This window comes from Desulfobacterales bacterium (assembly GCA_034520365.1).
Lineage (GTDB): Bacteria > Desulfobacterota > Desulfobacteria > Desulfobacterales > Desulfosalsimonadaceae > M55B175.
In genome coordinates this window covers 548,606-571,344 of sequence record JAXHNP010000007.1, presented here as the reverse complement: position 1 = coordinate 571,344, position 22,739 = coordinate 548,606, and the positions used below count along the sequence as shown (strand labels likewise).

The window sequence follows — 22,739 nt, the reverse complement described above, 5'->3', positions numbered from 1 at the left end:
GCCGATGCGGCGGACAAAATTGCTTTTGAAGAAGCTATCAATCAATTGAAAACCATGATCCCCTTAACCGTCCGATCCGCATATTCGCTCATGTGGGGCGTATCCGGTATTAAATCCCTCTGCCGGCATGCAAAAAACTTGGGCTACAACCGGCTGGCCCTGACTGACACGGACAACCTCTATGGGCTCTGGCCGTTTCTGGCTGCCTGCAGAAATGAAGGCATCCGGCCGATCATCGGCGCCGAGGTCACGGACAAAAACACTTCGGCCCGCGCGGTGTGCCTGGTCAAAAATAACCGCGGATACGGCCGTCTCTGCCGCCTGCTCACCCGGCGTCACACCTGCGCTGATTTTGATCTCAAATTCGCGCTCATAAAATACTCCGACGGGCTGACCGTGCTGACGAGCAGCCCGGAACTGCTGCGCACCGGCCATGACGCCGGGATCGATATCGCGGCCGCCCTGCCGCGAAAACCCGTTCCCAAAGCCCACCCACTGCGCGAAACTGCCCGCCGCTTAGGGCTTCCAGTTGTTGCCACGCCCGGGAGTTTCTTCAATCACCCGGCGGACTTTACCATCCACCGGGTGCTGCGGACCATTGACAGGAACACGGCCCTCTCCCGCTTAAAAAATGAAGATACCGCCCCGCCGGATGCCTTTCTGGCCTCGCCTGAAACTTACCGGCAGCGGTTTGCCCCCTGCCCCGAAGCCATCGAGAATACAAAGACGATCGCCGAGCGCCTGTCCTTTACCGGCCCGGATTTCGGCCTGATTATGCCGCCCTATGAGTTCGGCCCGCCGGAAAAGGCCGCCGCCCATTTGCGCCAAGCCGTCTATGAAGGGGCAAAAAGACGATACGGCGAGATATCCGATACCGTGGCGGATCGCCTGGAGCATGAACTCCGGATTATCTCAAAAATGGGATTTTCCGGGTATTTCCTGATCGTCTCCGACATTGTCAGCCACAGCCCCCGGACCTGCGGCCGGGGCTCGGGCGCGGCCTCCCTGGCGGCCTACTGCCTGGGCATCACCAATGTCTGCCCGGTCAAGCACAACCTCTACTTTGAACGCTTTTTGAACCCGGGTCGGACGGATGCCCCGGACATTGATGTGGATTTTGCCTGGGACGAACGCGATGATGTCATTGCCAGGGTCCTTTCCAAGTATAGCGGCCGCGCCGCCCTGGTGGCCAATCACGTCTGCTTCAAGCCCAGAATGGCAGTTCGCGAGACCGCCCGGGTCTTCGGCCTCACCGACCGGGAAATCAACCAGATTGCCACGCGCCTGCCATGGTTCTGGGAATCCGACGGGGATCAGAGCCTTCAGGAGCGGATGGCTACGCTCCCCCAAATGCGGGGCATCGATTTTCCCGAGCCATGGCCGGAAATTCTCGCCATTGCCCGGCGGCTTATCGGGCTGCCCCGGTATCTCTCGGTGCACCCGGGCGGCGTGGTGATAACCCCAAAGCGGATCGACACCTACGTGCCCATCCAGACCGCGCCCAAGGGGGTGCCCATTGTGCAGTGGGAAAAGGATGCGGTGGAAGACGCCGGGCTGGTCAAGATCGATCTTCTGGGAAACCGCAGCCTGGGCGTCATCCGCGATGCGCTTGCCAATATGGGCGAAAACGGCGTCGAACTGGATGAATCCCGCTGGGAACCGGAAGACGATTATGCCACCCAGGAGGCGCTTGCCCGGGGCGGCACCATGGGCTGCTTCTACATTGAAAGTCCGGCCATGCGGCTTCTACAGCAGAAAAGCCGGGTGGGCGATTTCGAGCACCTGGTGATTCATTCCTCCATTATCCGGCCGGCGGCCAACGAGGTGATCCAGGAATACATTCACCGCCTGCACGGCGGCGCGTGGACGCCGATCCACCCCCTGATGGCGGACGTGCTATCCGAAACCTTCGGCCTGATGGTCTACCAGGAGGACGTTTCCCGGGTGGCCGTCCGGGTGGCCGGATTTTCCCATGCCGAGGCGGACGGGCTTCGCAAGGTGATGGCCAAAAAGGACCGCGAGCGCCGGCTGCGGGATTACTTCTACCGGTTCTCGGCCGGGGCGCGGGCCAAAGGGCTGGATGATGACCGAATCGAGCAGATCTGGCGGATGATCATGAGCTTTAACGGCTATTCCTTCTGCAAGCCCCACAGCGCTTCCTATGCGCGGGTTTCATTCCAGGCCGCGTATTTAAAGACCCACCACCCGGCGGAATTCATGGCCGCGGTGATCAGCAACCAGGGCGGGTTCTATTCCGCATTCGCCTACGTGTCCGAGGCCCGCCGCCTGGGGCTCTCCATTCTCCCGCCGGATATTATGGAAAGCCGAATCCGCTGGACCGGACGGGACGATTGCTTACGGGTAGGGTTTTTATCCATAAAAGATCTCTCCGCCGCCACCCGGGCGCGCATCCTCAATGAGCGGAAAAAACGCCTGTTTGCCGATCCGATCGACTTTTTCGAGCGCGTCCGGCCGGATGACACGGAAGCCCGGGCGTTGATCCACTGCGGCGCCTTAGACCGGCTTCACCCCAAAAAACACCGGGCCGCTATCCGCTGGCAGTTCTCCGCCTGGCAGAAACGCCGCAGCCGACAGAACATAGAGCCCTCCCTGTTCTCCGATCCCGATCCGCCGGCCATGCCGGATCTCCCCGAAGACGACCCCCGGCAAAGGCTGCGCCGGCAGTTCTCCGTGCTGGGGTTTTTATGCGACCGCCATCCCATCACCCTGTTTGCGGATCAGCTAAACCCCTTAAACACCGTCAAGGCCGAGAGCATCCCTGTACACCTCGGCCGCCGCATCCGGTTTGCCGGCTGGCTGATCACCGGAAAGACCGTGGCAACAAAAACGGGCGATCCCATGAAGTTTGTGACCTTCGAGGACGAGACCGGACTCGTGGAGACCACCTTCTTCCCGGCCGCCTACAACCGCTTCTGCCACATCCTGGACTACGGCCGGCCGTTTTTACTCTCAGGCAAAGTCGAGGAAAACTGGGGGGTGACTACGCTTACCGTGGACGGGGTGCGGACGGTTTGAATCATCCGGCCCGGCGGCCAGCATGCCGATGCGGTAGCCCGCAATATAGGCGGACGCCATCATGGCCTGCAGCTCACTGCCGGCGGATTCAATGCGGTAGGCGTCTATAACGATGTCCTGGGTTGCCGCGGAAAATCCAAGCATGACCGCAGCCAGCGCCATTATATAGACATGGGGCCGGCTCTGCTGGGGATCGGTTAGCCCGATCCACAAAAGCGCCAGAATGATCATTAACTGGGCCAAAAGAATCCATCCGCGCCGCCGGCCGAATTTTTTTGACAAGTACAAAACCGGCAGCCGGTCCACCAGCGGGGCCCATACGAATTTAAAGGAATAGCCCAGGGCGGCCCAGCTGAAAAAGGTGACATCAGCGCGCTCCACGCCGGCCTCCCGGAGCCATAGGGAAAGGGAGGAAAAAATCAGCAGAAGCGGAAGACCGGCGGAAAAGCCGAAAAAGAGCATGGTAACGACTCGGGGATGCAGAAAGGCCAGAACCGACTGCTTCCAGTTTAACGCTTGCATTTTATGAAAAATCCATCATACTTGGAATCGGTTCTTCAGTCGCAACCCTTACGTCATGTCCAAATTTTATGTGACAGCCAATTGCAGCAATTGGCGATTCAATAACAACCGGCAAAAAAATGGAGGTTCCAATGAGCAGAAAATTGACCCGCATCACCATTTGCACCCTTACCTGTATTGTATTGATCCTTTCCCTGTCAACTTCGCTGTATGCTGAGCAGTATTCCCATGTCGTGGCCTTCGGGGACAGCCTGACCGACCATAACGGACTGAACCAGTATGTCTCCGAGGCACCCGAAGCCTTTACGAACTGCCAGGGGACCCCTTGCGTTTGGGTTGAATACATGGCCGCCGAACTGGATATTGATCCGGAAAGTATAGACAATAATGCCATCGGCGGAGCCATGAGCAAAGGGCACTCGGATGAAAAGCTTCAGGCCGCCATTGATGCGGGCAATCTCCCGCCGCTCGGCATGGTGGGCCAGGTCGGCACCTATCTAAGCGAAGTCCCGGAATTTAACTCCGAAGACACCCTGTTTACCATCTGGATCGGCGGCAACGATCTGCTCGAATTCCTCCGGGAAGAGTCTTCCGCCGCGACCCCCGAGGCGCTTGTCCAAGGGGCCATGGCCAACATCAAGGCGGCGGTGACCGATTTAATTGATGCCGGCGCCCGGAATTTTCTGGCCTTAACCCTCCCGGATTTATCCAAAACCCCGGCCTTTAACCAACTGCCGGAGGACAAACGGGCCCAAATCAGCGAGCTGACTCAAGGCTTTAATAAAGGGCTTTCCGTATCCCTTGAGGCCATTGAATTCCAGAACTCGGGCGTTTCTGTGGTTACTCTGGACGCCTTTTCTCTTATGAACAGCCTGATTAACCAGGGAGTTTTTAACAACACCACGGACACTTACCTGGAACTCGACGAAAACCTCGAATGGACCGGCAATGTCAACGGCGATGCCGAGGATTTTCTCTTCTATGATCCCATCCATCCCATGACCCGGGCGCACGCCATCATCGGAGAAGAAGCCGCCACGACTGTGGAGACGGCCCCCGGCCCGCGGGATTTTGATGACAGCGACACATGCTTTATTAAAGCGGTGGCAGCCGATTAGCAATCCCGTTTAAGAGGTTTCAGTGTTCAGGTTTCAGGTTTTAGTAGCGGTTTAGCGTTTTTCCTGAAACCTGAACACCGAAGTTCACAGTTCAGGATTCACAGTTAAATGTTATACAAACTTAATGCCTCAGTGCCTCAGTGCCTTAGTGCCTTAGTACCTTTAAGGTGCAAATGAAGTTACTTTTACGCTCGGTCCCGGGCTGCGGCCCGGGGGGATTACTCTCGTTTCTGACGGATAAACGCCGCGGCATATTTTAGAGTGCCGTAATCGTATTTTTCAGCAAAAAATTCATACACCGGTTTGAGGTAATTGGTCTCCAGCTGCTTGAATGCGGCATCGATTTCATCAAGCGCCGCCTGAGAGACCAACCGGGAGATGTCGATTTCGCCCGCTTCAACGCAGTGCGCAATGTGGCCCTGAATGGTCGTGATGGCCAGCGAGCGTTCAGCGGCGATCTCCTCGACGGTCTTGCCCTGATTGAACAACTCCAGGCTGACGGTTTTGGTGTTCGGCTTTTTCCGGGTATCCGAATCCTTTTTGACCGGGCCCTGGCCCGGGACCGGGGCATTTTCATGCGGCGGGACCTGCATGCCGGCTTTGGTCAACTCTTTACCGCTTCGGACCGATGCGGCCAAATCCCGGGCCTTATAGATTTTCTGGACCTGGCTGTAAAATAAAAGCTCAAGCTCCTCGAGTTCCCGGATATACTGTTTGACGCCCTTCTTCTGTTTTTTCAAGTCCGCGATATGCCGCCCGATCCGTTCGGAAAATCCGGCAAATATCGGCTCAAAATAGCCTCTGGCCGCCTCGATCCGCTCCTGAAGGTAGGATAAATCGTCATCCCCCCCGGTCTGCAGGATCCGGTCCAGCTGTTTTAAAAACTTATCCCCCACCTCTTTTACGGGCCGGAGGTCTGTCTGTATGGACTGCGCCCAGTCCAGAAAGGTCTGCTTTTTCGAGTGCGCGGCATCCTTGGTATAGGTGCGCCGGTGATAGCTGACCCCCGACCATAATGCGTTAAAATTAAACGCATCCCGGACCATCTCTGCCAGATAGGCCAGGGAGGCGGATTGTAGGGATGGCTCCAGGCTTTGGGTATCGGTTTTCCGGCTCATAAAGTCCAAAAGCGCGGGTTCCGGCGGCATGGCCTCCCAGCGGAAGGGGGCGGTCAGCACCAGCCCCTCCAGGGAAGTCAGCCGGGAGAGCGCCACATATACCTGGCCGGCGGCAAAGGCCTGGGAGACATCGATAACCGCCTTGTCAAAGGTCAAGCCCTGACTTTTATGAATCGTGATCGCCCAGGCCAGCTTCAGCGGAAAATGGGAAAACTTGCCCACTACTTTTTCCTGGATTTCGTTTGTTTCCTTGTCAAGGGTGTAGCGCTTGTTCTCCCATTTATAGGATTCCACCCAGACCGAGGCACTGCCGTCGGCAAACCCCACCTTCACCCCGTCCTCGCGCAGGGCCTCAACACGGCCGATTTTACCGTTAAAAAACCGCTGATCACCGGAGGGATCGTTTTTGATAAACATGACCTGGGCATCCTTTTTAAGCATCAGCACCGCGTCCAACGGAAATGTATGCGCATCAAAGGTCCCTTCCACTTCCGCATGATAGCGAAAGGCTTTACCGGGCAGTTTGTTTAGCTCCGCCTCATTGATCCGGTCCGCCTTGCGGTTATGGGTGGTAAGATAGACATGCCCGTCGCCGGGGGCGGCCTTGAAGTCCGGCCGGTGATGCCGGTTCAACCGCTCGATGTCCTCAGCACTTAGCGCTCCATCCCGCAAGTTGTTTAGGATTGATATAAATGTTTCATCGCTCTGCCGGTAAATATGCTCGAGTTCCAGATAAATGGGCGGCTTCTCGGCAAGCGCCCGGGCGCCGAAGAAAAAAAGGGTCGGATAATACTGGCCGAGCACCTTCCATTCCGGATCCTTAACCACCGGCGGCAGCTGCAGGAGATCGCCGATAAAGAGGATCTGGACCCCGCCGAATGGCAGATGCGGCTGCCGCCGGATCCACCTGAGCACCGCATCAATGGCATCCAAAAGATCCGCCCGCAGCATGCTCACCTCATCAATTACCAGGAGTTCCAGTTTCTTTAGCATATTACGCTTGGCCGCCTGCATTTTGACATGCCGGCGGAGCGTCTGCGGGGTATTCAGTTCAAACGCGGGCGCCTCCTCCCCTGGATACTGTTCAGTGGGGATAAACGCCCCAAACGGCAGCTGAAACAGGGAGTGGAGGGTAACGCCCTCGGCATTGATGGCGGCAATGCCGGTGGGCGCTGCAATAATCGTGTTTTTGTGGGTGCGCCGGCTGATATCATGCAGAAATGTGGTCTTGCCGGTGCCGGCCCGGCCGGTCAAAAACACGTGATGGTTGGTGCTGTTTACAAATTTCGACGCCATGAGGGCGGCATTGTCTGTCCATCGGGGCATACCGATCCTTCTAAAATCCGGGCAGTTTGAATTTCATGGTGACTTCTCCGGTTTCCTTGTCGATTTTAACCATTTTGTCCGATGCTGCACTGGTTTCTATCTTTTGGCCGGTGGCCATTTCAAGGAGCCCGCCGATAAACTCCATACCGGAATTGAGCACCGCCTCCATTTTCTCCGGGGGCTGATCCGCCAAAACCGCGGCCGCCGATTCCCCGCCGGCCGATTCCGGGCGCTCCGCAGCGGCGGCCGCCTCTCCGGGGGATTCATCTGTCCCGGCCTGCTCGTTGGCCGCCCCGCCCGTCTCCTCCGCATCATAGGCAAACGCCCCTTCCGCCTGGTCCTTGAACACCTCGGGGTTTAAATAATGCGGCGTATCCTCGGGAATTTCCTCTGCAGCCGAAGGCTCCGGCGAAACCGGCTCGGGCGCCTCCTGCATCATTTCCCGAAGCTGGTTTAACATCTCTGTGCGCTTTTCCCGGGAAAACTCCACCATATCCGTGGTGCCGTCAAAAACCCCCTGAAACAGATCGGTTTTCAGCTGAATGCCCGCATAAATTCTTTCTTCAATGCTGTTTTTGGCGATCAGGTTGATCACATTGACCGTGCCGCTCTCCTGGCCGATCCGGCTGACCCGGCCGATGCGCTGGTTCATCCGCGCCGGATTCCAGGGGAGTTCGAAGTTGATCACGCAGTCAGCGGCCTGCAGATTCAAGCCCGTCCCCCCGGCATCCGTGGACAGAAATACGCGGCAGTCCGGATTGTTGGTAAATTCATCAATCAGCGCCTGGCGGCGGTTGACCGGTATCTTGCCGGAAAGCTCCACAAAGGGTATCCCCGCATTGGAGAGGTGCCGCGCGATCAGGTAGGTCATGGTCGTCCATTCGGAGAAAATAACGATCTTGCGGCCCTCCTGGATAGCCAGATCAGAGAGAATCGATTCAAGCTCTTTTAATTTAGGCGAAATCTGGGTTTTGCGATCGATCAGGTACGTGGAGTTGCATACCTGCCGCATTTTGAGCAAAAGCTCCTGGATGCGCCGCAGATCCATGGGCGTTAGGAATTTCTTGTTCATGAGGGGCAGCAGTGACTGGGCATAGCCGCCATGGATCTTGTACTGCTGTTCGGTCAGTTCGATATAATAGTTATTGACCAGCTCTTCCGGCAGCTGCTCCAGCACATCCATCTTTTTCCGGCGGATGACAATGGGTTGAAGCTCCTGATGGAGCTTGTCCAGGTTCCGATAGCCCAGGATTTTGCCTTTTTTCTCACGGCTTAACATAAAATGTTCAGCCGCAAACGCCCATAGGGGCGACAGCCGTTCCGGGTCCAGGAACTGAATGATGGAGTAGACATCCTCCAGCTTGTTCTCAAGCGGGGTGCCGGTAAGCACCATGGCATGCTTGCGGGGCAGGCGCTTGACGGCATCCGCGGTCTTGGTGTTAAAGTTCTTGATCCGCTGCGCCTCGTCAAGAATAACAATATCCGGCTTAAAGCGGGAAATCGGGCCCACGTCCCGCAGCACGGCCTCGTAGTTGGTGATTTTGAAGAGGGCATCATCATTATCATAGATTTGCCTGCGCTTGGCCGCGCTGCCCGCGATGATCACCGCCTTTTCGTCAGTAAACCGGTCAATCTCCCGCTTCCACTGCTCCTTTAGGGAGGCCAGGGTGACCACCAGCACCCGGGAGAACCCAAATATATCCCGTTTGAGTATGGAAGCGGCGATGGCCTGCAGCGTTTTGCCAAGCCCCATCTCATCGCCGATGAGCGCGGCCTTTTTGTACAGGGCAAACCGGACGCCTTCCTCCTGATACGGGTACAGCCGGGTTTTGATCACGGAAAAATCCGGTTCCGTCTGCCGGGAAAGTTCGGCCAGCTGCCGCTCCGCCCAGTAGGTTTCCAACTTTTTATATACGGTGCCGGCAATGCGCACGCGCTTGAACTGGTCCGGCAGATCCAGAAGGGAGGTAAATTCGCCCAAATCCGAGGTTTTAAAGGGGCCATCCGGGTCGAAATTATCTTTGATGACCCGGCGGAGCGATTCCGGCTCGTTTTCCGGATGCTCACAGAAAACCCGGGGCCGTTCAGCCGCTGCATCCCAGAAAATATCCACAAACGGGAATATCTCCTTAGCGACTTTCTCCTTAAACCCTTTATGCTCTTTAAGCAGCCGGTGGACCGCGATCAAATGTTTGCAGATCTGGAGCCGGTTGGTTTCAAAATCCGGACAGGAGCAATGGCCGGTGCCGTTTTCCGGATCATGGAGGGTCACCGTATACTGTTTGCCGGCCGGGGTTTCCACCAGATGCTCGCCCTTATACATATCCCCCACGGTGATCTGAAAATTTTCGGTTTTGGCCCGTTTTTGGCGGTCCTCAAGGGCCTGGGCCCTGATTTCCTCACGGCTCAGATAGGGGGACGGCACTGCTTCGGATGCCGGTTCCGGGGGCTTTTTAGAGGATTTGAAGTTAAAATTCTGTGTTATATCGAGCAGCGCCGCCACCGTGTGCTTGCATCCCGCGCCGGGATACGGGCAGTCACAATAGGTTTCAAGCCGATCGCCGTTAAACTGGATTTCAATGGTATAGTCGCCGTAATTGCCGTCCACCGTATATTCGAATCGCCCGTTTTCTGCATCCAGACACCCACCCACACAGGCCCCGTATTCAAAGAGCCGCTCGCCGCGTTTGAAAATAATATCCGTATCTGCCACTGCGTTTCGAATATAGTCCAGGGTCAGCATCTGCATGGTCGCTCCTTAAAAACTTTAAAAATTGTATTAGGCTTATTCAATCAATAAAGGTTGCAGCCACATGCTGCGGCAGCATTTCTTGTAAGCGGTCAGCTTAAAAGATACAAGCAAACAATTAAAGTCCAAAATGCATTTTTTATCCACCTGACTTTTATTTTCTTCAGGAACCGGACAGCTCAATTTGACAAGCCGGCAGTCGCGTTTATGATAAACTAAGGTGTCCCCAAGCCGAAAATCTTTGTTTAAAACAGGTTGTTGTTTAAGGAGCCGTTATGAAACCTTTCCATGAGCTGAAAAAACTGGAGCCCGGGCTTGAATATTTAGGTATCCGGAATATCAAAAAAGTCCACTGGAACTTAAATTCTCCCAAACTTTATGAACAGGCGACAAAAAGAGGCGAAGGGGTCATGTCGCACTTGGGGCCGCTGGTGGTCGTCCGGCCTTCGGAATCCCCCATCAGCACGGGCCGGGCCCCAAATGACAAGTTCATTGTCCGGGATGAAAATACGGAGGACAAAATCAACTGGGGCAAGGTGAATATCGCTTATGATCCGGACAAATTTAATAATATTTTTGAGCGGCTTAAGGCCTATATGCAGGACCGGGAGATTTTCGTCCAGGACGTATATGCCGGGGCGGATGAGAAATATCGGCTGGCCATCCGGGTCATTACCGAATATGCCTGGCAGTCCCTTTTTGCCCGAAACCTCCTGCTCCGAATCCGCGATCGCAGCAAACTGAAAGATTTTACGCCCGAGTTCACCGTGATTGCCATGCCCAAATTCCTGGCCAATCCCGAGCTTGACGGCATCCATTCCGAAACCTTTATTCTGGTCAATTTCTCCGAGAAACTCGTATTAATCGGCGGCACCTACTATGGCGGGGAAATCAAGAAATCCGTATTTACCGCCTTAAACTATATCCTGCCCCAGAAAGATGTGCTGTCCATGCACTGCAGCGCCAATGTGGGCGAAAAAGGCGACACAGCCCTGCTGTTCGGCCTTTCCGGCACGGGGAAAACCACGCTTTCGGCTGACCCGAAGCGGGCTTTAATCGGCGATGACGAGCATGGCTGGAGTGATGACGGGATTTTTAATTTTGAAGGCGGCTGCTACGCCAAAGTGATTCGCCTGTCAAAAGAAGCTGAACCGGAGATATACGAAACCACGCGCAGGTTCGGCACCATCTTGGAGAATGTGGTCTGTGATGAGGAGACCCGGATGGTGGATTTAAATGATGACAGCATAACGGAAAACACCCGGGGCGCCTATCCCCTGACGCACCTGGAAAACATTGTCAAAGAGGGCAAGGGAGGGCATCCAAAAAACATTGTCTTCTTAACCGCCGATGCCTTCGGCGTTCTGCCGCCTATCTCAAAATTAACAACGGATCAGGCATCATACCACTTCCTCCTCGGCTACACGGCAAAGGTCGCGGGCACCGAAGAAGGCGTGACCGAACCTAAAGCCACATTCAGTACCTGCTTCGGGGCGCCCTTTATGCCGCTGCGCCCAAGTGAATATGCCAGGCTGCTGGCCAAAAAAATTGAAAAACACAACGTCCGCTGCTGGCTCTTAAACACCGGCTGGACCGGCGGCCCCTATGGGGTGGGGGAGCGGATTTCCATTAAATATACCCGGGCGCTTTTAAACGCCGCACTGGACGGCCGGCTCGATGATGTGGAATATGTTCAGGATCCAACCTTCTGCCTGAGTGTGCCGACCTCATGCCCGGGGGTCCCCTCCGAAATACTGACACCCCGAAACACCTGGCCTGACAAGGCCGCTTATGATAAGAAAGCCCGGGAACTGGCGGATCTGTTCACCGAAAACTTCGAACAATACAAGGACTTCGTTGATAACCAGGTGTATTGCGCCGGGCCGTTCCAGTCGAAATAGGCATCCGGCAAGAATCGGTTTTCTTGGCGGGCTCTCTCGATGCAGAGCCCGCCATTAATTTTTTGAATCAATCCGAACAATCGTTTTCAAAACCATTGTTCTCCCCTCCACCATGCGGACCTGCTCACTGATCACGGTGAATTTGTTCTGGCGAGAAACCCCATAACCATGGGGTTTCTCGCATGTAAGGTCGGCACGGTGGCCGACCCTACAAAATGTCGGCATTGTCGCGTAGGGCGGGCCACCGTGCCCGCCTGAAAAATAGATAGAACAAATTTACCGTGGCTCAATGATATCAGGGAGTTGACATTCCCGGCGGGATCTGTGATAATACCCAAAAAATTTGTATGCTTATTTTATTTACATGGAAAGGTTGTAATATCAAGCAATTGAATTGCCAATGACATTTCCCATGGAAGCTATCAATGACTATCAGATTATTGAAAAAATTGCCGACATTCGGGGCGTCACTTATTACCGAGGCCGCAAAACCGCTCAAAGTCCACCCGTTATCATCGAGTTCATCAATGTCGACCTTGCATCGCATTCGAAAATTGCCCGCCTGAAAAACGAATACAAAAAAATTCAAAAACTTGACAGAAACTCTGTCATTCCAGTCTACGAAGTATTCGATTACCAAGATGGCATTGCCATTGTAACAGAAGAATTCACTGAAAATCCCCTTTACAACCGGTTTACCCCCGGCGAGATGGATATCGACAAATTTTTGAAGCTTGCCGCAAATCTGAGCCGGGCACTGGGTGACATCCATTCCTGCGGCATTGTCCATGGCGCCATCACTCCGGCTAACATACTTTGCAACAACCATTCAGATGGGGTCAAAGTACTGGGGTTTGGCGCCACCCGTCTGATCTCCCGCATTCATGAAGAAATTTATGACCCAGTGGTAATCAAGTCGGTTCTGCCCTACATGGCCCCGGAACAGACCGGCCGGATGAACTGCTCGGTAGACCACCGGGTTGATCTTTACGCTGCCGGCATTATTTTTTACGAACTCTTGACCGGTGGCTTGCCGTTTTCATCCGATGATCCAATTGAAATCATCCATGCCCATATCGCCCGGCGCCCTGAACCGCCTGTCAAACGTAGGACCGATTTGCCGCAGATTATCTCTGATATCGTGATGAAACTAATTTCAAAAACAGTGGAAAACCGATATCAAAGCGGCTATGGTTTAGCGGCGGATTTCGAGGAGTGCGCCCGGCAGCTCAAAACTGCCGGCGAGATCAGTCCCTTTGCCTTGGCGAGACATGATATCCCACCCGGCTTGCATATACCGGAGAAGCTTTTCGGTCGCCAAAGCGAAGCCAAAAGCCTAATGGCTGCCTTTGACCGGGCGGCCGGCGGCAGTAATGAAATTTTTTTGGTGGCAGGCCCCCCTGGTATCGGCAAATCCACCCTGGTCAATGAAATACAAAAACCTGTGGTGCAAAACCGCGCCTATTTCATTGTCGGCAAAGCCGAGCGATACAAACGGGACATCCCATATTACCCGCTTATTCAGGCCTTCCAGGAACTGGCCGCCCAGATTTTATGTGAGACCGACGCCCAAATCGAAGCCTGGAAAGACAACATAATCAAGGCCGTTGCGCCAAACGGTAGGTTCATTACCAACCTGATACCCAATTTTGAACGCATCATCGGTCCGCAACCGGATTTATCAGCCATTGGTCCGGATATCACCCAACATCGCTATATCTATGTATTCAAGGAGTTTATTAAGGTCTGCGCCACCCAAGAGCATCCGCTGGTCGTTTTTGCAGACGACCTGCAATGGGCGGATCCGGCGACCCTTAGCCTTATCCGCAGGCTTTCCACAGAGCCCGAAATCGGACATCTCCTTTTGATCGGCGCATATCGGGACAATGCGGTAAAGCCGGACCATCCGTTAATACGCACCATGGACGAAGCTGAAAAAAACGGCGCTGCCGCAACCACTATTAAGTTGCCCCCGCTGTCGGTTGAGAATATCAATCAGTTAATCGCTGATTTTTTGCGATGCGTGGACCGCGACTCTCTTGAACTTTCTGAAATTGTCCACAAAAAAACCAGCGGTAATCCCTTTTTCATCCGACAGTTTTTAAAAACCCTCTATGATGAAGGCACCTTGACTCTGGATCCGACTTCCGGCTGGACCTGGAATATGGAAAAAGTTGCAAACATCCAGTTCACGGACAATGTCGTGGATTTCATGGCCGCAAAGATCGCCCGCATGCCGGTTGAGATCCGCCAAACCCTGAAGATTTGTGCCTGCTACGGAAACCGGTTTGATTTATTTGCCGTAGCTGCAAACCAGAATACCACGATAAACGAGACCATCGCCGCGCTATCCGGTGCCGAGAAGGAAGGCCTGATCTTTTTTAAAGAAGACACAGGGGTGTTTTCACATGACCGCATCCGTGAAGCGATTTATCATCTGTTCAGAGAAGACGAGCGGGTCCGGACCCATTACCGGATCGGTCGCTATCTGCTGGAAAATACCTCTGAAAAGCAACTGGATGAGGGCATCATTGACATCACCAATCATTTCAATATCGCCCGCAAACAAATCACCTCGCTTGATCAGCAATATCAAACGGCGCGTCTAAACTGCCGGGCCGGCCAAAAAGCCCTGGCCTCCGGTGCCTTTGAATCGGCGTTTCATTATTTCAAAACCGGAATTGAGTTTATTGCCTCAGACACTGCGCATGGGGATGCAAACGGGGACTGCTGGCGCATCGACTATAACTTAACGCTTGAGCTTTATTCCGGTTGTGCTGAAGCCGCCTATCTCATCGCCGACTATGATGCAATGTATAGACTCACCGACGAGATCATCAACCGCGCCCAAAAACCAAATGATGCGGTCGGCGCCCATATCGTGCGCCTGCAAACCCTGATGGCGCAGAACAATCTCGACGAAGTGATCCGGTCCGGACTTTTGGTTCTAAAATCCATGGGGATCTCGTTGCCGAAGCAGCCGGGCAAACAGCACATTCTCCGGGAACTGCTTCTGACAAAAATCCAACTGCTGGGCAAACAACCGGATGACATTCTGGATTTACCCCCCATGACAGATCCGACCGTGCAGGCCCAGGTGGAAGTCATGGCCACCATCACCTCCACCGCCTACTGGACCCTGCCGAATCTGCTGCCGATTATTGTCCTCAGATTGTTACGAATATTTGCAAAATACGGCAACACGGGGTTTTCGCCCTATATTTATGCCGGATACGGAATGATCCTTTGCACCCTCGGGGACATTGATACCGGCTATCATTACGGGCAAGCCGCGCTGAGATTGATGGACCGAATGAATAATCCAAAATATAAGGCCTGCACCCTAATGGTGGTAAACACCTTTGTCCGGCACTGGAAAGAGCATGCGAAAAACGTTGTGGAACCGCTTTTGGAGGCACATCAGAACGGGCTTGCCCAGGGGGATATTGAATTTGCCGGACACTCCCTGATGGTCCGGGGATACACCCGCTATCTTCTGGCGACCCCCCTGGACGATTTAGACCGTGACCTTGAAAAAAACCGTACAACCCTAAACCGAATCGGCCAGGTATCCAACCTGCACGTTGCCTCCATATTTCATCAAGCAGTGCTCAACTTACGGAACAAAAGTAGCGAAACCTCGCGTTTAGTTGGAAAAATATATAATGAAACCGAGATGATAACAGTCCACGAAGAGGCCAATGATCAAACCGCGCTTCATCACCTGTTTTTTAATAAAGTTGTGCTGAATTACCTTTTTGGTGACTATACGGCGGCGTTTAATGCATCCCGTAAAATGATGGCTTTTATCGACGGGGCCATAGGATCGCCGCTCCATGTGCCCTCATATTTTTATGATACCCTTGCCCATATCGAATATTTCCCTCATGCCGGTTGGCTGTTAAAACAAAAAATCCTTTCCAGGATTCGCCGGAACCTGAAAAAGCTGAAAAAATGGGCCCGTCAGGCCCCATCCAACTGCCTTCACAAATACCACCTGGTTGAGGCCGAACTGGCCCGCATCAAGGGCCGGTACAAAAAAGCCTTTGCCTTATACAAAAAAGCTGTCACCGGTGCCAGAGACAACCGATATCTTCAGGAACAGGCCATGGCCTGCGAACTTGCCGCCCGGTTTTATCATTTCAATGATTTTGATGATCTTGCGGCTTCATACATGGCCAAAACCCATGAACTATATACCGGCTGGGGGGCCCATGCCAAGGCAAACGATATTAAGGAAAAATACGAGGCATGGTTTCGTGCTAAACCTGTTATAGCCGGCATCGAGAAATTGGAGGACGAATTCATTGCCTCCCCGACTGACCGGGCGGTGAACAAACTCGATCTGGCGGCAATGATGAAAATGTCCCAGGCGATTTCCAGTGAAATCCATCTGGACAAGCTTCTGACGATCTTTATGCGGCTTATTATTGAAATTTCGGGGGCTGAAAAGGCTCTGCTAATTCTGAACCGAAATGACCAGCTCCGGATTGAGGCCACCGCTGACATCAACAAGGAAGATATCCTTGTGCTACAGGGAATTGATATTGAGCAAAGCGACGCCTTATCCCACGGCATTGTCAGTTATGTCAAGCGAACCAATGAAACGATCGTTCTTCACAACGCCGCAGATACAGGCATATTTATCCGGGACCCCCATGTCCAAAAACAAGGTGTGCAATCGGTTTTCTGCCTGCCGCTGGTCCGCCAGCAAAAGCTTATCGGCCTTATCTACCTGGAAAATAATCTCACCCCCAATGCGTTCACCCCGTCAACCACCGAGATGATCTCCCTGCTCTCCACCCAGGCCGCCAACTGCCTGGAAAACGCATTTTTTTTCGAAGAAACCCGGGCGGCTGAGAAACGGGCTCAGCGCCAGCGGGAACAGTACCAGAAGCTAGTTGAGACCATGAATGACGGCCTGACCATCATTGATCCGCAACTCAATATAACATATGTCAACAAGGCCCTCTGTCTAATGTCCGGGTACACGGCGGATGAACTCATCGGCAGGCCGGCCAAGGACTTTCTTGATGAAGCCGGTCGGGAAAAACTCGAGCGGGAGGTTGCGACCTGGCAGCAGCGGGGACGGCATATATTTGAAATCGACTGGATCGTAAAAGACGCCAAAATACTATCCACACTTGTCTCGCCCACGCCCATCTATGATGACAGCGGCGAGTTTGCGGGGTTTTTAGGCATTGTCACCGACATCACCGGCGTTAAAAAAGCCGAAAAGGAAAAGGAACTCGCCCAGGCCCAACTGGTTCAATCACAGAAGATGGAAGCCATTGGCACCCTTGCCGGCGGTGTCGCCCATGATTTCAACAACTATTTGATGACGGTTCTGGGCTCTGTTGACCTGCTCCGCCTTAATAAAGATCATCCGGAAAAGACGGAAAAACATATCGGGGATATTAAGAACGCGGCCGAGCTTTCTGCTGCTCTGACCCGCCAATTGCTGGCTTTCAGCCGGCGTCAGATGCTTGAAAAAACCGCTATCGATTTAAACGCTGTGGTCTCTAACATGGAAAAAATGATGCAGCGGCTGATCGGCGAAAATATTGAATTCAAGACCTCTCTCGATCCGAATTTGAAACCTGTCCACGCCGACTTCGGTCAAATGGAACAAATCATTATGAACCTTGCGGTAAATGCCAGGGACGCCATGCCGCAGGGCGGTCACCTCAAGCTGAAAACCGAAAACCTTTTCGTTGATGAGATGTATTGTCAGCAATACCAATACGCAAAACCGGGAGAATTTACCTGCCTGACCATCGAAGACACCGGCGCGGGCATGAATCAGGAGCAGATTAAAAAAATCTTTGATCCGTTTTTTTCTACAAAACCGGTCGGCCAAGGCACCGGTCTTGGCTTGTCCGTGGTATTTGGGGTTGTTAAGCAGCATAGCGGCTGGATCAATGTTTATAGTGAACCCGATATCGGGACAAGGTTTAGCGTATACCTGCCGGTTGCCGAAACGACCTCTGCCAAGGCAGATTTTAACGAAGACGACATTACGGATTTCTCTTTCGAGTTATATCAAGGCAGCCAGGAACGCATCCTTTTGGTTGAAGACCAGTTGGAAGTCCGGGAGGTCGTGGTCACCGCACTGGAAGATAACGGCTATATCGTTCAGGAAGCCGAATCCGTGGAGCAGGCAAAAGCCCTGCTCAAGGCGGCTGAACAGCCCTTTGATCTTTTGTTCAGCGACGTAATTCTGCCGGATGGCAATGGTTTCGATTTATCAACACAAGTCGCCAAACAGTATTCAAATATCAAAATTTTACTCACAAGCGGCTACACCGAAGAACAATCCCGTCCCGATGCCATTAACCAGAAACAATTCCACTACATCCAAAAGCCTTATCAACTCGGCAAAATGCTTAAAATTATCCGCCAGGTACTGTCCGGTTGAAAAAAATTGACTGAAAAAGGAGAAAACCCGCAGAAGCCAGGCGGGGCTTTTCCAGCCCGCCCCGGATTTATCTTTACAATCACTTCAAACTAATCGCCTTTTCGTCTTTTCCGGACAGATTTCCTGGCAGCAAAAACAGGTGATGCAGATGTCTGCATCCGCCACCGGCAGATTCACATCATCGATCGGCAAATTATGCGGCATTCGTAAAGGCCATTGCCAGCCGGTAGGTGGCCACAACCGTCATTTTGATGATTTTCCCCGGTACCATCAGCAGCAGAATTTTGAATTTGGTCCGGTTGATATCATCTGTAAATGAAAACGGATTGTCCACCAGGCCGCCGAACCAGCCCATATTGTGCCGGTCGAATTCCGGCGGATTGAATGTCCAGCAGATCAGGAGGTAGACCGCAACCACGATCCAGTAATGGGGATTTAACGCTGCGGCCATTCGCTCCGAGGCGGCCACGGGGTTAAATACCGCCGGATCGGCGCCGCCAAAAAGGAGCGGGGCTTTCACCAGCAGCACATAGGGCGCGATCACGAACGCGGCAGACAAAACCCAAAGGCCAAGCAGCTTGATCCAGGTGGCGGCGGAAAGATCCACAGCCGCCGCTGCGGCTTCTGCCTGCCCGGCTGTTTGTTTTTCAAGCCGCTCTTTTCCCCAGCCGCAATTTTCACAAAAAAATATGGGGCCGGCATTTTCCGCGCCGGTTCCCGGAGAGGTGGTTCGGGAAAGGGAGTGGTTGCATTTGGGACAATTCATACAAAAATCCTTTGCTGGCGGGTTTATGTTGGCAGTATTCCGGTTGGCTTTTTATTCTTTTTAACACAGCCGGACTGAACAAGCAAGAATCGACAAAATTACCATTGACATGGCCGGTGGATCATTTTAAAAAAATTGTTTGTATACAAAGGATCTAATGGATGTCTAATTTACCCGAGGATTTACCGGAATGCATGGTCTTTCTGCTGGGCAAAGCCTACCAGAAGGCCCATGCGGACTTTAACCGGCGGCTGCGCCCCTATGGCCTGACCAATATGCAGCACCTGGTGCTGGAGGGTCTCTGGTATGAGCCGGGCATGACCGCAACCGAGCTCTCAAAACTTTTGATTCTGGACAAGGCGACGCTATCGGGGGTTTTGGACCGGATGGCCGAGACCGGATGGATCGAAAAGCACCCGGACCCGGAGGACCGCCGCATTCAGCGGATATATCCGTCTGCGCAGGCCAACCGCTTCAAACCGGATTTGATTGAAGAACGAAAAGCATCCAACAAGGAAATAGTGGGAAGCTTTTCCCCGGAGGAGCGGATTCTTTTTAAGCGGCTTCTGCGGGATATGATTTAACCGGTATTGGACGCCGAATATGGCTGCAACATCTTATGCTTCGATAATTCAGCGGGGGCATGCGCCCGAATAGTTCGCATACAAACCAACAAGCGCCATTACTTTAATAAAAAGGAGAAATACCATGCTGCTTAACCCCAAAACCGAAACGTTTGAACATCTCGACCCCGAATCCCGGGAGTTGATGAAAAAAACCGTTGAATTCTTTGAAAACAAGGGCAAGGCCAAACTCAAGGAGGCCAGCCACGAACGAATCTGGTACCAGGACTTTATTGATTTTCTAAAAGAAAACCAGGTCTTTGCCAAGCTGCTGACCCCGGCCCCCTATGCCCCGGATGACCCGGACACCCGCTGGGACACCTACCGCAACTGCGATTTTAATGAAATTCTGGGTTTTTACAACCTTTCCCACTGGTATGCCTGGCAGGTTTCCATCCTGGGCCTGGGCCCCATCTGGATGAGCAAGAATGAAACAATCAAGCAAAAAACCGCCCAGATGTTAAAAGACGGCGGCATCTTTGCCTTCGGCCTCTCCGAGCGGGCCCACGGGGCGGACCTCTATTCATCGGAAATGTCGCTGACGCCTTTAGGCGACGGCAAATACGTGGCAGACGGCGGCAAATACTATATCGGCAATGCCAACAAGGCGGCCCTGGTTTCCACTTTCGGCAAGGACTCGGAAACCGATGACTACGTCTTTTTTGCGGTAAGCCCCTATCATGAAAACTATGATCTTATCCAGAACGTGGTCAACTGGGAGGGCTATGTGGCGGAATACGCCTTAAACAGCTATCCGATTACCGATGACGACATCCTCGAATACGGCCGGGAAGCATGGGATGCGGCATTAAACACCGTCAACGTCGGCAAATTCAACCTGGGCTGGGGCGCCATCGGCATCTGCACCCACGCCTTTTATGAGGCCATCAACCATGCCAGCCACCGCAACCTCTACGGCAACTATGTCACGGATTTTCCGCACATCAAGCAGCTGTTCGTGGATGCCTATACCCGCCTGGCGGCCATGAAGATTTTCTCCCAGCGGGCCACCGACTATTTCCGTTCCGCCTCGGCCGATGACCGCCGGTATCTTTTGTATAACCCGATGGTTAAAATGAAGGTGCCCACCCAGGGCGAAGAGGTCATCAACCTGCTCTGGGACGTGATCGCCGCCCGCGGATTTGAAAAAGACGTCTACTTTGAAATGGCGGCCAAAGACATCCGGTCCCTGCCCAAGCTGGAAGGCACGGTCCATGTGAACATGGCCCTTATCATCAAGTTTATGGCCAATTACTTCTTCAATCCGGCGGAATTTCCGGAAATTCCCAAACAGGATGCCCCGGCGGATGACGAATTCCTGTTTAACCAGGGACCGACCAAGGGACTTGGAAAAATCCAGTTCCACGACTACAACCTCGCCTACAACAGCGTTGACACCCCGAACATCAATGTGTTCAAGGAGCAGATCAAGGCATTTACGGACTTTCTCGTCAATGCCGCGCCCTCCAAAGAGCAGGCCCAGAACATTGACTTTCTGCTTACCATCGGCGAACTCTTCACCCTGGTGGCCTACGGGCAGCTGATTATCGAGAAATACAATATGGAGAAATTCGACGATGACCTGCTGGAGCAGATTTTTGACTTCATGGTCCGCGATTTTTCAAAATATGCGCTGGAAGTCTATTACAAGCGCGACAGCAGCGAAAAACAGCAGGAAATGTGCCTGAAGATGCTCAGAAAACCGAGTGTGGACTACGAGCGGTTCGACCGGTTCTGGCAAAACCATGTGTATGCGCTTCGGGACACCTATGAAATGAGCGAATAATTTCGGCTACCTCCTTTAGCCCTGCAACCCCCCGAAGCGCCCCCCTATCCGTTGCGCTTCGGGGGTTTAATCCGAGCTCGCCGGATTTCCAGAACAACCGCAAAGATTCAGACAATTCCTAAAAAATCCCCTTGCAAAACCCATATCCATGCTCAACTTCTTTTCATGCGCAGCCATCGGGCCGGCTTATAAAAAAGCATAGTATGCTGATATTCAGTTTTAACGATTGACACTATTGCGTATATGTGCGATTAATTTCCAGTTAAAATAGAATATTATTAACTAGGGCGGCTTGCTTTTAACAGCACCGACCGATAACTCAAACGAATCTGAATGGGGGGGGAGATGATGACAAAACAAAAGCTTTTAATTATTGTCGCATTGATCACGGCTGTTGCATTCGCTGCCGGCTGCACCAGTGTTTCCCGGGGGATCGGCAAGGTAACGGCCAATAAGTACGCAGAACCCAGAAGCGGGACGGTCTGGGCGGTACCGCCGCCGCAGCTGGAGCCGCCCAGACCGGATGATAAGAACGTATACATATCGTTTAGAAACATCAGCGACGCCCAGTCAGTGGATCTCAACGATGAACTGAAAAATGCCGCCCAGGCACAGGGCTGGAACATCGTCCGGGATCCGCAGGAAGCCACCTACCGACTGCGCGCCTCGCTTCGCTACTTCGGTGAAGTTAAACCCGGATCCGGCGGCGCCGGCATCGCCCGGAATATGGGCGCGATCAGCGGGGCAGCGGTGGGCATCGGAACCGGGGCAGCGGTGGGTAAAGCGACAGACAGCTGGGCCGCCGGTGCAGCCGCAGGCGTTGGCGCGGGCGGATTGGTGGGCCAGGGCATCGCCAATGCCTCCAGGCCGCGCGAGTGGGCAATGATCATTGATTTCGTACTTGAAGAGTACAACGAACAGCCGATTGAATATGAACTCATGCGCGATACCGGCGCAAGTACCCGGGATTCGGCCGGCACCGGCAACAGCCGCATGGCTGCCGGCGGCGGTACCCGCGGGACGAACACCAGCACGGGCCGCATGAGCAAAACCAGCAACTATTTCCCGCACGGGGTTCGTCTTTCCGCCTGGGCCAACCAGATGAACATGAAGCAGGAAGAGGCAATGCCCCTGATCAAGGAACGCACCCAGAAAGTGGTGACCCAGATGCTGCCGCAATAGACGGCATCGCTTAAACGAAACACCCGTTAAAAATGCCGTTTCCCCAAGTTTAAGGGGGGAGCGGCATTTTTTATTTTGGGGATCGCTATTTCTAAAACAGGGATTGAAGGATTAAAATGCTGCATTAACTTAAATGGGTATTAGCTGCAATTTAACCAGGCAAGAGGCACAATATGACCTATTTTAAACATATC

At 53.3% G+C, this 22,739-nt stretch carries 11 protein-coding genes; 7 read left to right on the top strand and 4 right to left on the bottom strand.

Annotation, left to right across the window (positions count from 1 at the left end; genetic code table 11):
* Positions 1-54 precede the first annotated feature (54 nt).
* Complete coding sequence (locus tag U5L07_16715) at positions 55-3,036, top strand: DNA polymerase III subunit alpha (protein ID MDZ7833388.1); 2,982 nt, start codon at positions 55-57, stop codon at positions 3,034-3,036.
* Here U5L07_16715 and U5L07_16710 read toward each other — a convergent pair.
* Positions 2,971-3,558, bottom strand: a complete 588-nt coding sequence (locus tag U5L07_16710) for an MFS transporter (GenBank protein ID MDZ7833387.1) — start codon at positions 3,556-3,558, stop codon at positions 2,971-2,973. The two genes, U5L07_16715 and U5L07_16710, sit on opposite strands and share 66 nt — an antisense overlap.
* 131 nt (positions 3,559-3,689) lie before the next feature.
* Here U5L07_16710 and U5L07_16705 point away from each other — a divergent pair, with 131 nt between their 5' ends.
* On the top strand, positions 3,690-4,676 hold the full coding sequence (locus U5L07_16705; GenBank protein MDZ7833386.1) for an SGNH/GDSL hydrolase family protein: 987 nt from the start codon (positions 3,690-3,692) through the stop codon (positions 4,674-4,676).
* A 218-nt stretch (positions 4,677-4,894) separates the two neighbouring features.
* On the opposite strand, the gene U5L07_16700 is transcribed toward U5L07_16705, so the two are convergent.
* Positions 4,895-7,120, bottom strand: a complete 2,226-nt coding sequence (locus U5L07_16700) for a helix-turn-helix domain-containing protein (GenBank protein ID MDZ7833385.1) — start codon at positions 7,118-7,120, stop codon at positions 4,895-4,897.
* 10 nt (positions 7,121-7,130) lie between these two features.
* Positions 7,131-9,869 (bottom strand): SNF2-related protein, encoded by a 2,739-nt coding sequence (locus U5L07_16695; GenBank protein ID MDZ7833384.1) that lies wholly within the window; start codon positions 9,867-9,869, stop codon positions 7,131-7,133.
* A 275-nt stretch (positions 9,870-10,144) separates the two neighbouring features.
* Here U5L07_16695 and U5L07_16690 point away from each other — a divergent pair, with 275 nt between their 5' ends.
* Together U5L07_16690 and U5L07_16685 are read left to right on the top strand one after the other, a co-directional pair.
* Positions 10,145-11,770, top strand: a complete 1,626-nt coding sequence (locus U5L07_16690; protein ID MDZ7833383.1) for a phosphoenolpyruvate carboxykinase — start codon at positions 10,145-10,147, stop codon at positions 11,768-11,770.
* A 412-nt stretch (positions 11,771-12,182) separates the two neighbouring features.
* Entirely contained in the window at positions 12,183-18,188 is a 6,006-nt protein-coding gene (locus U5L07_16685; protein ID MDZ7833382.1) for an AAA family ATPase, read from the top strand.
* 193 nt (positions 18,189-18,381) lie between these two features.
* On the opposite strand, the gene U5L07_16680 is transcribed toward U5L07_16685, so the two are convergent.
* Entirely contained in the window at positions 18,382-18,954 is a 573-nt protein-coding gene (locus tag U5L07_16680; protein MDZ7833381.1) for a hypothetical protein, read from the bottom strand.
* Positions 18,955-19,115: 161 nt separating this feature from the next.
* Here U5L07_16680 and U5L07_16675 point away from each other — a divergent pair, with 161 nt between their 5' ends.
* The 3 genes from U5L07_16675 (at position 19,116) to traT (ending at position 22,545) form a co-directional block, all read left to right on the top strand.
* On the top strand, positions 19,116-19,538 hold the full coding sequence (locus U5L07_16675) for a MarR family transcriptional regulator (protein MDZ7833380.1): 423 nt from the start codon (positions 19,116-19,118) through the stop codon (positions 19,536-19,538).
* Between the two features lie 124 nt (positions 19,539-19,662).
* Positions 19,663-21,363 carry an acyl-CoA dehydrogenase family protein gene (locus tag U5L07_16670; GenBank protein ID MDZ7833379.1) on the top strand — a complete coding sequence of 567 codons (1,701 nt, stop codon included), beginning with the start codon at positions 19,663-19,665 and terminating at the stop codon, positions 21,361-21,363.
* Between the two features lie 345 nt (positions 21,364-21,708).
* On the top strand, positions 21,709-22,545 hold the full coding sequence (gene traT, locus U5L07_16665; GenBank protein MDZ7833378.1) for a complement resistance protein TraT: 837 nt from the start codon (positions 21,709-21,711) through the stop codon (positions 22,543-22,545).
* The last annotated feature ends 194 nt before the right edge of the window (positions 22,546-22,739 follow it).

Excerpts from the sequence above, each read along its gene's own strand:
- U5L07_16715 (MDZ7833388.1), top strand. The coding sequence starts at position 55 with ATGATCCCCTTAACCGTCCGATCCGCATATTCGCTCATGTGGGGCGTA.
- U5L07_16705 (MDZ7833386.1), top strand. The coding sequence starts at position 3,690 with ATGAGCAGAAAATTGACCCGCATCACCATTTGCACCCTTACCTGTATT.
- U5L07_16695 (MDZ7833384.1), bottom strand. The coding sequence starts at position 9,869 with ATGCAGATGCTGACCCTGGACTATATTCGAAACGCAGTGGCAGATACG.
- U5L07_16700 (MDZ7833385.1), bottom strand. The coding sequence starts at position 7,120 with ATGCCCCGATGGACAGACAATGCCGCCCTCATGGCGTCGAAATTTGTA.
- U5L07_16685 (MDZ7833382.1), top strand. The coding sequence starts at position 12,183 with ATGGAAGCTATCAATGACTATCAGATTATTGAAAAAATTGCCGACATT.
- U5L07_16710 (MDZ7833387.1), bottom strand. The coding sequence starts at position 3,558 with ATGCAAGCGTTAAACTGGAAGCAGTCGGTTCTGGCCTTTCTGCATCCC.
- U5L07_16680 (MDZ7833381.1), bottom strand. The coding sequence starts at position 18,954 with ATGAATTGTCCCAAATGCAACCACTCCCTTTCCCGAACCACCTCTCCG.
- U5L07_16675 (MDZ7833380.1), top strand. The coding sequence starts at position 19,116 with ATGTCTAATTTACCCGAGGATTTACCGGAATGCATGGTCTTTCTGCTG.
- U5L07_16670 (MDZ7833379.1), top strand. The coding sequence starts at position 19,663 with ATGCTGCTTAACCCCAAAACCGAAACGTTTGAACATCTCGACCCCGAA.
- U5L07_16690 (MDZ7833383.1), top strand. The coding sequence starts at position 10,145 with ATGAAACCTTTCCATGAGCTGAAAAAACTGGAGCCCGGGCTTGAATAT.
- traT (MDZ7833378.1), top strand. The coding sequence starts at position 21,709 with ATGATGACAAAACAAAAGCTTTTAATTATTGTCGCATTGATCACGGCT.